9 protein-coding genes are annotated in these 11790 nt (G+C 69.3%); 2 read left to right on the top strand and 7 right to left on the bottom strand.

From position 1 onward, the window contains the following. The first annotated feature begins 192 nt into the window (after positions 1 to 192). Positions 193 to 2400, top strand: coding sequence for a hypothetical protein (locus tag VJN29_RS06910; protein WP_324142884.1), 2208 nt, complete (start codon positions 193 to 195; stop codon positions 2398 to 2400). Between the two features lie 104 nt (positions 2401 to 2504). Here the strand turns inward: VJN29_RS06910 and VJN29_RS06905 are convergent, their stop codons facing one another. The 7 genes from VJN29_RS06905 to VJN29_RS06875 form a co-directional block, all read right to left on the bottom strand. Next, positions 2505 to 3737 carry a phenylacetate--CoA ligase family protein gene (locus VJN29_RS06905; RefSeq protein ID WP_324142883.1) on the bottom strand — a complete coding sequence of 411 codons (1233 nt, stop codon included), beginning with the start codon at positions 3735 to 3737 and terminating at the stop codon, positions 2505 to 2507. Between the two features lie 12 nt (positions 3738 to 3749). After that, complete coding sequence (locus VJN29_RS06900; RefSeq protein ID WP_324142882.1) at positions 3750 to 4604, bottom strand: ABC transporter ATP-binding protein; 855 nt, start codon at positions 4602 to 4604, stop codon at positions 3750 to 3752. After that, positions 4601 to 5824 carry an ABC transporter substrate-binding protein gene (locus VJN29_RS06895; RefSeq protein WP_324142881.1) on the bottom strand — a complete coding sequence of 408 codons (1224 nt, stop codon included), beginning with the start codon at positions 5822 to 5824 and terminating at the stop codon, positions 4601 to 4603. Before VJN29_RS06895 ends, VJN29_RS06900 begins: the two co-directional genes overlap by 4 nt. A gap of 150 nt (positions 5825 to 5974) precedes the next feature. Next, positions 5975 to 7039 carry a branched-chain amino acid ABC transporter permease gene (locus VJN29_RS06890; RefSeq protein WP_324142880.1) on the bottom strand — a complete coding sequence of 355 codons (1065 nt, stop codon included), beginning with the start codon at positions 7037 to 7039 and terminating at the stop codon, positions 5975 to 5977. 3 nt (positions 7040 to 7042) lie between these two features. After that, positions 7043 to 7915, bottom strand: coding sequence for a branched-chain amino acid ABC transporter permease (locus tag VJN29_RS06885; protein ID WP_324142879.1), 873 nt, complete (start codon positions 7913 to 7915; stop codon positions 7043 to 7045). Next, positions 7912 to 10011 (bottom strand): AMP-binding protein, encoded by a 2100-nt coding sequence (locus VJN29_RS06880; protein WP_324142878.1) that lies wholly within the window; start codon positions 10009 to 10011, stop codon positions 7912 to 7914. Before VJN29_RS06880 ends, VJN29_RS06885 begins: the two co-directional genes overlap by 4 nt. Beyond that, positions 10011 to 10859 carry an ABC transporter ATP-binding protein gene (locus VJN29_RS06875; RefSeq protein WP_324142877.1) on the bottom strand — a complete coding sequence of 283 codons (849 nt, stop codon included), beginning with the start codon at positions 10857 to 10859 and terminating at the stop codon, positions 10011 to 10013. The genes VJN29_RS06880 and VJN29_RS06875 overlap by 1 nt, the downstream gene beginning before the upstream one ends. 156 nt (positions 10860 to 11015) lie before the next feature. Between VJN29_RS06875 and VJN29_RS06870 the strand changes: the two genes are divergently transcribed. After that, on the top strand, positions 11016 to 11774 hold the full coding sequence (locus VJN29_RS06870; RefSeq protein WP_324142876.1) for an IclR family transcriptional regulator: 759 nt from the start codon (positions 11016 to 11018) through the stop codon (positions 11772 to 11774). Positions 11775 to 11790: the final 16 nt, after the last annotated feature.

Below are 11790 nucleotides of genomic sequence, written 5' to 3'. Positions count from 1 at the left end.
CAGCGCGTGTCGAAAGGGCGATCACCAGCGGGCGAGTACGAGCGGCAGCGGGCGAGGACGAGCGGCAGCGGGCGAGGACGAGCGGCAGGACGGCGGCGAGGACGCAGCAGCGGTGTCATCCCGCCCTGACGGGGCCGGCGCCAGTAGGTTCGGAGTGGTTTATCCCCGTCCTCAGACCTTGGAGAGGTTGTCATGTCGGACACCACGCAGATGATCCTCTGGATCGTCATCGGGTTGGTCGTCGTCGCACTCATCGTCTGGTTCCTCGTCTCGGCGTCGCGACGCCGGAGAATCGAGGACCGACAGCGGGCCGACGCGGCAGCGCTTCGGTCCCGAGTGGAGGAGCGACTGCCCGAGATCAAGGACGCCGAGGATCGAGCCTCTGTGACCGCAGAGATCGCGCAGGACGCGCGCGCTGAGGCTGAGGAGAAGGCCGCCGAGGCAGCTCGACTGGAGCGTCATGCCGAGAAGCACCGGACCGATGCCGAAGCGGCTGCTCGGGAACGTGAGGCCATGGAGCGCGAAGCGGACCGGCTGGATCCAGACGTACGCACGGACGAGGAGGGCCATCGGGTCGATCGTTCAGGGCGACGGCTCGACCAGCCCCAAGACTCGCAGGCAGAGAAGCGGGACCCCGCGGCGGAGCCCAAGAAGGCGGACCCCGAGACGGCGGCGGGGGAGACGGCGGCACGCGAGCAGACGGCGCCCGAGCGGACGGCTCCCCAAGTGTCGGAGCCTGAGGAGCGGGGCGCGTTCGGCCGGCCGGGTGGGGCGCCCGGATCGGTCGCCGCCGGCGTATCGTTGGCCGGCGCCGCGATGGCGAACGCAGCGGCTGGTCGGGTTGGCGGGCCGCAGCCCTTCGCCGACGAGGACGACGAGCCGGACCTGGCCGACGCGGAGAACCCCTTCGCGGGGTCAATCACTGCGGATTCGGCGCTCCCTGAAGGAGAGTCAGTCGCTGCCGCAGCTGAGGATGCCGACTGGGTCAATGGGCCGGTCGAGGACGTCGACGACGAGGATCTCAAGGCGTCGTCAGCAGAGGACACGGCGGCCGAGGACTGGATCAACGGCCCGGAGGAGGACGTTGCCACGTCGCCAGCCACGTCGCCGGCCGCTGCCGGCGCCGACGGGGCCGGCGGGGCCGTGGCCGGAGCCGGGACCGCTGTTGCAGGGCGAGCCGCAGCGGGTACCGGTCCAGCGACCACGAGCGACTCGCGAGAGGACGATGTAATGGCCAGCGATGACGCCGACTGGGTGAATGGCCCGGTGGAGGACGTGGAGCAGGAAGAGATCGACGCCTCGGCGGCCGAGGAGTCAGAGGCGGCTGACTGGATCAACGGACCTGCCGACGACGAGTCATCTGTCGTCCGTTCCGAGGGCGGTGGCGTCGGGGCCACAGCCGCTCGCGGCGAGGCCCGTGGGGAAGCTGTTCAGGCCGGCGAGACCGGAGGCGAGCAGGTGTCGGTCCCCGCGCTCGAGGACACCGACGACGTGCTCGTCGGTGGCGGCACTCCGGGCGACGACCCGGGTGATCATCGCGGGCAGCCGTGGTCCACGGACCTGGCGGCCGATGCCGGGACCCGCACCGGCTCCGGCAGCGGCTCTGGCAGCGGCTCTGGCAGCGGCGCGGCCCAGGGACCCGCTGCCCCAGCCGGACACGCCGAAGACCCAGCCGAAGCGTCGCATGTCGTCGAGAACCCGGGGCCCGTCGAGCATTCGGAGGCAGCGCCACTCCTCGACGACTCAACGGGGACCGATGAGGGCGACAACGGGTCCTCCGGGGCGACAGAAGCAACGGAACTTGCAGACGGAGCCGCTCCGGGAGCGATGGCCGCAGCGGCTCCGGGTTCCACGGCGGCGGCCCCCAGCGGCGAAACCGTGGCGGAGCGTTCGCAGCGGCCGTTCGGCCGGGATGTCCCTCTCGACGTCGAGCCGGTTCCCGAGCCGTCCGGGTCCGAGGTGCCGCCGCTCGATGAACCGGAGGCAGCCACGGAGCCAGAGGCAGCCATACAACCAAAGGCTGCCACGGAACCAAAGGCTGCCACGGAACCAGAGGCAGCCATGCAACCAGAGGCAGCCATGCAACCAGAGCCAGCCATGCAACCAGAGGCAGCCACACAACCAGAGGCAGCGGAGGAGCCCGCAGCAACCGACGAAGGTCCTGCGCGCGAGCGCCGGATCTCGGGTTTCGAGGAGGTGCGGGACGGCGGTTACGGGATGGGATCCGCGGCTCCCTTGGAGGACGGGGCGCAGCCGCTCGGTCACGCGGTCAAGGGGTACCGGGAGTCGAACACGTTCGTCGCCCCCGGCGGCACCGGCTACGACAGCGGGGAGCCCGACGTGTGGTTCTTCAACGAAGAGGCCGCGCGCCGCGCCGGGTTCAACCCCGCCGGCGACTGAGGACAGTTTGAGCTAACGCAAGAAGGCGCGCCGAGGTTCCGTCGGTGTGCCTGCTACGCGCCGAGGTTCCGGCGGCGCGTTCACCTCAGACGAGGGAGGGATGGTCAGTCCCAGCGACGGGCATCGACGATGCGGCCCGCCTCGTCGTCCGGGAGCGCCTCGACGGTACGGACCTCCGCAGCGAAGCGGAGCCCCGACCGCACCGCAGACCGCACGCGCTCGACGACCTCCTCGGGCGTGCCCCCCGCCGTGCCGAGGACGATCTCGCAGGCCAGCTCGTCCTTGTGATCCACCCGGTCGATGACGAAGCGCCAGGCGGAAACGCCTTCCAGCCCGTTCATCACGGACGCCGCCTGGCGCGGGTGGAGGAACATGCCCTTGACCTTGACCGCCTCACCGACCCGGCCGAGCACACCAGCGAGGCGCGCAGACCCGTCCGCTCCCGCGGTCCACGCCGACAGGTCACCGGTGCCGAACCGGATGAGCGGGTACTCGGGTCGCAGGAGGGTGACGACGACTTGGCCCTCGCCCTCCGCCACCGGTCCGCCCGAGGACAGGTCGCAGACCTCGACCAGCACTCCCGGCGCCGGCACCAGCCCGCTCCCGGGCGACGTCTCGTAGCCGATGAGTCCGACCTCGGCGGTGCCGTACGACATCAGCACGGTGGGCACCCGCTTCTGGAGCAAGGACCGGAGCGAGTCCGGCAGAGGCTCGGCGGTGACCAGCGCCTTGTCCAGCCGCCACCTGTCGGCGTCGAGCCCGAGCTCGTCGAACCGGTCGACGAGCGCCTTGAGGTAGCTCGGCAGACCGACATAGGCGGTCACACCGAGGTCCGCGATGGCGCGGGCCTGCAGGTCCTGGTTCCCGATCCCGCCGGGCACGACCGCCGCCCCGACAGCGCGACAGCCCTCCTCGAACATCGCACCCGCCGGGGAGAGGTGGTAACCGAAGCAGTTGAGCACCACGTCGCCAGCACCGATCCCGGCAGCCGTCAGGGCGGGTGCCCAACGCCACGGATCCACGATGTCGAGCTCCGGCTCGTAGATCGGCCCGGGCGACTGGAAGACCCGCCGCACCGCTGCGCCTTCGGCAAGCATCCCGCCGAAGGGCGGTTCCGTCTGCTGCTGCGCGAGGACGTCGTCCTTGGTCAGGACGGGCAACCCGGCCACCTCTCCGGAAGCCAGCTGGTCGACCGACAATCCCGCCGCCTTCACCCGCTGGGCGAAGGCGGGCACAGCTGACGCAGCCCGGCGCACGACGTCGCCGACAGCGGGGGCGAGCTCAGCGGCATACGCCTCGACTGTCGCGGTGAGCGTGCGTGAACGATCGACCGACAATGGACGCTCCTCTCAGAGCCAGCGCTTGCGGCGCTTGTAGTGCTTGACGTCTCGGAAGCTCTTGCGCCCACCGGACTCGCCGAGGCCGAGGTAGAACTCCTTGACGTCCGGGTTGTCCTGCAGCTCCTGGGCGCCGCCTTCGAGAACGATCCGGCCCTGCTCCATGATGTAGCCGTGGTCGGCGACCTCGAGGGCGCGCCGGGCGTTCTGCTCGATGACGAGGACGGTGAGGCCCATCTCCTCGTTGACCCGCTTGATGAAGGCGAAGATCTCCTTCACCAGCAGCGGTGCCAACCCCAGGGACGGCTCGTCGAGCATGAGCAGCTTGGGCTTGGCCATGAGGGCCCGCCCGATCGCGAGCATCTGCTGCTCGCCGCCCGAGAGGTAGCCCGCCACGCGTGCCCGCATGTCGCCGAGCTTGGGCAGCAGGCCATAGACGTCGTCGAGGTCACCCTTGGTGTCGATGCGCCCGCGGAAGTAGGCACCGGAGATGAGGTTCTCCTCGACGGTGAGGTGCTCGAAGACGTGGCGCCCCTCCATGCAGAGCGACAGGCCCAGCTTGACCCGCTCGGCGGCGTCGAGCTGGGTGATGTTCCTGCCGTTGAAGAGGATCGACCCGTCGGTGACCTCACCGTGCTCGGTCGGCAGCAGGCCCGAGACGGCCTTCAGGGTCGTCGACTTGCCGGCACCGTTGGATCCGAGCAGTGCCACGATCTTGCCCTCGGGCACCGCGAGCGAGAGCCCGCGGAGCACGAGGATGACGTCGTCGTAGATGACCTCGACGTTGTTGACCGTGAGCAGGTCGGTGGTGGCCGACCCGGGCGTACCCGCGCCGGCCACCTCTCCGCTCACGTGGGTCGAGCTCATGACTCCGGCGTCTGGTTGGCGGCGAGCTCGGCCATCTGGCCGGCCTTCACCTCGTAGATGCCGGTTCCGGTGGTGCCGCGGTGCGAGTCGGCCGAGAACTTGACCTGGCCGGAGCCGAGGACTCCGCCGGTGTCGACGGCCGGCATGGTCTCGAGCGCGTTCTTGATGGCCTCACCGGTCAGCTCGTCGCCGTCGGCGATGGCCTTCTCGATGCCCTCGGCCATGACGTGCATGGTGTACCAACCTTGCGCGTAGTGCAGGCCCTCCGTCTCGAGCGAGCTGCCCTTGGACTTGAGGTAGGTGTCGATCGGCTCGTGGCCCGGCTTCATCGCCGTGGGCGGCGCGATCGGCGAGACGAGGATGTGGCCCTCGGCGTTGTCGGCGCCGGCCGTGGTGATGAACAGCTCGTCCGAGCACCAGTTGAGGCAGACGATCTTCATGTCCAGGCCCTGGCCCTTGATGTCCTTGGCGACCTGGGCCGCGGGCGACGAGACGTTCTGGATGACGATGTACTTCGCGCCCTGCGCCTTGGCCTGCGTGAGCAGGCCGACCTGGTTCGGCGTGGCCGGCATCGGGTAGGACTTGTAGCCGAGGTCGAGGCCCTTCTCCTGGACCCAGGCCTGGCCGTCGGCCACCGGGGCCGTGCCGAACGGGCTGTCGTGGTGGAACACCGCGACCTCGGCGTGGCCGCCCGCGTCCTCGGCGATCCAGTTGAGCGCGACGCGCATCTGGTCGGAGTACGTCGGCGCGACGACGAAGTTGTACGGAGACTCCTTCGGGTCGGTCAGCGGCTCGGCGTAGGAGGCGGACATGAAGGGCAGCTCGTCCGCGGAGATCTTGCTGCGCATGGCCTCGGTGTCACCCGTGCCCCAGCCCTGGATGGCGACCGCGCCCTCGTTGACGTACTTCTTGTAGAGCTCCTCGGCGGCCGGCACCTTGTAGGCGTAGTCGTTGGCCATCGCCTCGATCTTGCGGCCGGAGATCCCGCCCTTGGCATTGATGTCGTCGATGTAGGCCATCATCCCCTTGTTGTACGGGGTGCCGACGTCGCCGGTGGCGCCGGTCAGGTCCGCGATGATGCCGATCTTGATCGGCGTGGTGTCGCCGTCGCCGCTGCCGGCACCGGCGTCGCCGTCGTCGCCTCCGCCGCCGCAGGCCGCGAGGGCGATGATCGCGACGGCTGACGGTATGACCGTCGCGAGTCGGGTGCGCAACTTCATGGTTTCTCCATTCATCGATCGCCGGGATGGCGGGTTGCTGCTGCTGTCGTTTTCTTGGGTCGTATGCCGCTGGGCTCGGTCTGCGGGGTGGGCTCGCCGGGTGCCTGGTCGGTTCGTCAGGTCGGGTCGTCGGGTCGGGTCGTCGGGTCGCTAGTAGCGGAAGGGCCAGAACCGGATGTAGTCCTTGAGGCGGCTCCAGATGCGGTCGAGACCGCGTGGCTCGAAGATCAGGAAGACGATGATCGCGAGGCCGAAGACGGCGTTGCGGATTGCCGGGAGCTGGTCGGACAGCGCGGGCAGGGTGCCCGAGAGCGAGTCGACCAGCTCGGTCAGCAGGGGCGGGAGCAGCCCCATGAAGATCGCACCGTAGACGGCGCCGGCGATGCTGCCGAGGCCGCCGACGATGATCATCGCCAGGTAGAGGATGGACACGTCGAGCGTGAAGCGCTCCCACGTCACGGTCTCGGTGTAGTGGGCGGTGAGGGCGCCGGCGAGGCCGACGAAGCCGCTCGACACGGCGAAGGCGGTGACCTTTGCCCGTGTGATGTTGACGCCGATGGCCTCGGCGGCAATGTCCTGGTCGCGGACCGCCATGAAGCTGCGGCCGACCGTCGTCCGGAAGAGGTTGCGGGCGATGAAGACGACCGCGATGGTGATCGCGAGCAGGAGCCAGTACCACTGCTGCTCGAAGGTGCGCCGCTCGATCTCGAAGCCGAGGACGCTGAGGCGGGAGACCTCGATGAAGCCTTGGCCCTCCGTGAGGAACTCCCACCGCCGGACGACGAACATGATGATCTCCTGCGACGCCAGCGTGGCGATCGCCAGGTAGAGGCCCTTGAGCCGCAGGGCCGGCAGCCCGAAGAACGCTCCGACCGCGGCGGTGAGGACCACGGCGATCGCGATGCTGAGCGGAACCGGCAGGCCGGACCGCTCGGACAGGATCGCCGAGGTGTAGGCACCGACCGCGAGGAAGCCGCCCTGGCCGAGCGAGATCTGCCCGGTGAAGCCGACGAGGATGTTGAGGCCGACGGCGCCGATGACCGCGATGAGGATCGTGTTGGCGATGGAGAGCCAGTAGTTGTCGAGGATCGACGGCGCGAGCAGCAGGAGCGCGACCACGAGGGCGAGCCGGAAGTACTCCGCCTTGGTGTGGCGCAGGCGCAGCTCGGCGGCATACGACCGGTGGTGGATGCCGGTTGCGGTGGCAGTGGACATGCGTCAGACCCTCTCGATCCGTGTCTCGCCGAAGATCCCGTATGGCCGCACGATGAGGATCGCGACGAGCACGAGGTAGGGGACGACCTCCGCCAGACCGGGATCGGCGTAGCCGGAGACGTACTGCTTGAGCAACCCGATCGTCAGGCCGCCGACGATGGTGCCCGGGATCGAGTCCAGGCCTCCGAGGATGACGACGGGGAAGACGATGAGGCCGAACGCCGCGATGTTCTGGCTGACCGCGGACAGGTCGGCGAGGAGGACGCCGGCGATGAGCGCGCTGACGGCCGCGAGCACCCAGGCGAGGGAGAAGACGCGCCGGACGGAGATGCCCATGGTCAGCGCGGCCTGCTGGTCGTCCGCGACGGCCCGCATGGCAACGCCGTGGCGGCTGCGCTGGAAGAACGCGGCGAAGACGACGAGGACGACGGCCGCGATGCCGATGACGATGAGCCGGTTGAGCGGCACGGTGGCGCCGAGGAGCTCGATGTTGCCCGTCGGCAGGATCTTCGGCGCGTCGCGGGGCGCCGTGCCGAAGAAGATCTGGATGACCGCCTTGAGGACGGAGGAGAGACCGATCGTGACCATGATGACGCTGATGGCGGACTCGCCGATGAGCGGTCGCAGGATGAACCGCTCGACGACGACACCGAGGATGATCGCGACGATGACGCCGAAGAGGACGGCGGCCACGAGCGGCAGCTGCAGGATGACGAACGCCGTGTAGAACATGTAGGCACCGACGAGCAGGAACTCGCCCTGGGCGAAGTTGATGACTCGGGTGGCCTTGTAGATGAGGACGAAGCCCAGCGCCGCGAGCGCGAGGAGGGCGCCGTCCGACAGGCCGTAGACGGTCAGGGAGATGAAGGTGTTCATGCGCGTCCGCTCCAGACGGGTCGGCGGCCCCGGCCCTCGGGAATCCGGAACGTGGAAAGGTCGACGATGCGAAGGACGATCCTGCGCCCCACCCGGCTGCCGTCCTGGTAGGTGACGGTGCTGTGGATGGTGACGTCGTCGCGTCCCTCGGCGAGCGCGGAGATGATCTCCCCGTAGCGCTCGGAGATGACGTTGCGCCGGACCTTGCGGGTCCGCGTGATCTCGTCGTCGTCGGGGTCGAACTGCTTGTGCAGCAGGACGAAGCGGTCGATCCGGATGCTCTCGGGAAGGTCCTCGTTGGCCCGGACGATCTCCTCCGAGATGAGGTCCCGGACCTCCTGCTTGGCGGCCAGGTCGGTGTACGTCGTGTAGCTGAGGCGCTCGTGCTCGGCCCACGACCCGGTGGTCTGCGGGTCGATGGTGATCATCGCCGTCATGCCGGTGTCGGTCGGGAAGACGACCGCCTCCTCGACGTAGGGCGAGAACTTGATCTTGTTCTCGATGAAGGCGCTGGAGAAGCGCGTGCCGTCCTTGGTCGTGAGGACGTCCTTGGCCCGGTCGATGACGACGAGGTGACCCGCGTCGTCGATGTAACCGGCGTCGCCGGTGTGGAGCCAGCCCTCCCCGTCGACAGTCTCGGCAGTCGCGTCGGGGTTGCGGTGGTAGCCACGGAACACCGATGCGGACCGGAGGAGGATCTCGCCGTCGTCGCTGATCCGCAGCTCGGTGCCCGGGATGGGGGTGCCGACTGAGGAGAACGCGATGTCGTCATCGCGGTGCACGACGGCGATGCCGCAGATCTCCGTCTGACCGTAGATCTGCTTGAGGTTGACGCCGATCGCATGGAAGAACCGGAAGACGTCCGGCCCGAGCGGCGCACCACCGGTGTAGGCGTGGTCGATCCGGGCCAGGCCGAGCTGGTCGCGCACCGGTCGGAGGGACACCTGGTCGGCCAGCCAGTGGAGCGCGGCCAGGGTGCCGACGCTGCGGCCCTGGATCCGTCGCTCGGCGACCGTGTCACCGATGGCGTAGCCCCAGCCGAAGATCTTGCGCTTGAGCCACCCCGCCTCGTCGATCCGCACCTGGACCTCCGAGAGCATGGACTCCCAGATCCGCGGCGGCGAGAACATGACGTTGGGGCCGATCTCCCGGAGGTCGGTCTTCTGCGTCGCGCTGTCCTCGGGGAAGGAGAGGGTCAGGCCGCGCGAGAGGCCGCAGGCAACCGCGAGCATCTGCTCGCCGATCCAGGCGAAGGGCAGGAAGGAGACGTAGCGGTCCTTGGCCCGGATCGGGTCGACAGACGTCAGGTGCTCCGCCATGGCGAGCAGGTTGGCGTGGGAGAGCTCGGCGAGCTTGGGTTTGCTCGTCGTTCCTGAGGTCGTGCAGATGACGGCGACGTCGGACTCCCGGCCGGCCGCGACCTGCTCGTCGAGCCAGCCCTGGTGGCCCTCGGACCACTGCCGGCCGGTGGCTTCTACCTCGGTGAAGTCGAGCAGCCACGGCTCGGTGTACTCCTCGAGGCCGTGCGGGTCGTAGTAGATGACGGTCTCGACGCGGAGCGGGTCGCCCTCGCGACCGGCGGCCTCCGCGCGGAGTCGGATCAGCTTGTCGACCTGCTCCTGATCCTCGGCGATGACGACCCGGACGGCGGCCACGGAGAGGATGTGCTGCAGCTCCTCGCCGATGCTCGTCGGGTAGATCCCGACGACGGCAGCCCCGATGCTCTGCGTGGCCAGCTCGGCGATGAGCCACTCGGGCCGGTTGTCGCCGATGACCGCGACCACGTCACCGCGCCGGACGCCGAGGCTCGCGAGGCCGTGGGCGAAGTCGCGGACGCGGGACCAGTACTGAGCCCAGGTGAGGGGCTGCCAGATGCCGTAGCGCTTCTCCTGCAGAGCCGTCCCGTCGACGCGCTCCACGGCGAGCCGGGCGAGCAGCCGGGGGAACGTCTCGCCCGTGGTGACCGGACCCTGGGCCGGCTTCTCGACCACCCGCGTCGTACCGGCGTCCACGGGGGGTGCGACGCCGTGGGTGTCCAAGCGGCTCGTCTCGGGGTTCACGGGCGGCGTAGTCCCCTGTGTGTCGTCGTTGGTCATCAGTGCTCCTCCGCGCCGAGGTAGGCCTCGACGACCCTGGGGTTGGCCTTGACCTCGTCGGGTGTTCCGTCGGCGATGAGGCGACCGAAGTCAAGGACGCTGACGCGGTTCGAGATGTCCATGACGACGGCCATGTCGTGCTCGATGAGCACGACCGTGACCCCAGCGAGCTCGTGGACGTCGAGGACGTAGCGGGCCATGTCCTCCTTCTCCTCGGCGTTCATCCCGGCCATCGGCTCGTCGAGGAGGAGCAGAGCGGGCTGGAGGCACAGGGCCCGGCCGAGCTCGACGCGCTTCTGGATGCCGTAGGCGAGCGAGCCGACGGGCTTGTGGCGGAACGGCTGCAGCGAGAGCAGGTCGATGACCTCCTCGACGAGCGCCCGGTGCTCGATCTCCTGACGCCGGGCCGGCCCGAACCACAGCAGGGACGCCGCGACGCTCTTGCGCATGTGGATGTGGCGCCCGAGCATGAGGTTCTCGAGGACCGTGAGGTGCGAGAACAGCTCGATGTTCTGGAACGACCGGGCGACGCCGAGCCGCGCGATCCGGTGCGGCGCCAGCTTGGTGAGCTCGTGCGAGGTGCCCTCGGCCCCGGTGTGGAGCACGATGCTGCCGTGCTGCGGGTGGTAGAGCCCGCTGACGCAGTTGAGCAGGCTCGACTTGCCGGCGCCGTTGGGGCCGATGACGGCGTGGATGTGGCCCTGGGTGACGGTGAACCCGACCTCCTGGAGGGCGTGCACCCCGCCGAACCGGAGGCCGACGTCCTTGACCTCGAGCGCTGGCTGGCCGGGCGGGACGGTCGAGGAGTTCAGCGAGTGCTGGTAAGCCCTGGTCAGACCGGTGGTCACGCTGGGTCCCCTCCTTCGTTGGCGGCTGGACAGGTGGAGACTATGTTTCCACTATCTGGAAAGGCAAGCCCTTCTTGTGAAATCGTTATCCACGCAGTTACAGTCGCTTTTCGGATCGGAGTGCGATCCACCGGGACTGGTGAAAGAGGAGACGCGTTGCCGTCGACGGAGCTCGGGGAGCGGGACTCGAGGGGGAGCCTCGGCACGGTCCGCAACGCCGTCACCCTTCTCGAGCTGCTCGGGGAGGGCCCGGCCTACCAGCAGCTGACAGACCTGGCAGAGCGGTCGGGCATGTCGGTCCCCACGGTCCACCGGCTCCTGCGCTCGCTCGTCCTCGCGGACCTCGTCGAGCAGGACCCGCGGTCGTCGCGCTACAGCCTCGGCCCCGAGCTGGTCCGCCTCTCGCATCGCTACCTTGCGCGGTTGCCCATCCTGGGGGCGCTCGCCCCTTTCCTCTCCCAGCTGCGCGACCTCGTCCGGTCGACCATCGTCGTGCAGACCCTGGTGCGCTCTGCCGTCGTGACGGTCGACCGGGTCGACGGTCCCGATGCCGGCCTCTACCGGGAGCCGCACACCGTGCCGCAGGCCTTGACGACCGCGACCGGCCGGCTGTTGGGGGCCCGCGCGAGCGACGACGAGTGGAAGGCGATCCTCGAGTCCTGCTCGGAGCAGCAGCGAGCCGTAGCGGAGGCTTCGCGGGACCAGTGGGCGGCGGCGTCCTGGCTCGTGGTCGAGGGCCAACCGTTCGGACCACCCGGCCACGTGGCGGTGCCCCTCGTCGACGGTCAGAGGAGCGCCCTCGGCGCCCTGGTCGCCACCGTGCCGCCGGGGGCGTCTCGCGAGGAGATCGAGGCCGTGGCGGGCCACCTCATCCGGGCCGGCACGGCTGCCGTGAGGACCCTGGGCCATGCCTGAGCCCAGCTGGGCGCCC

It is taken from the genome of Intrasporangium sp., assembly GCF_035280925.1.
Classification (GTDB): Bacteria; Actinomycetota; Actinomycetes; order Actinomycetales; family Dermatophilaceae; genus Intrasporangium.
This window is presented reverse-complemented; position numbering and strand designations above follow the sequence as displayed.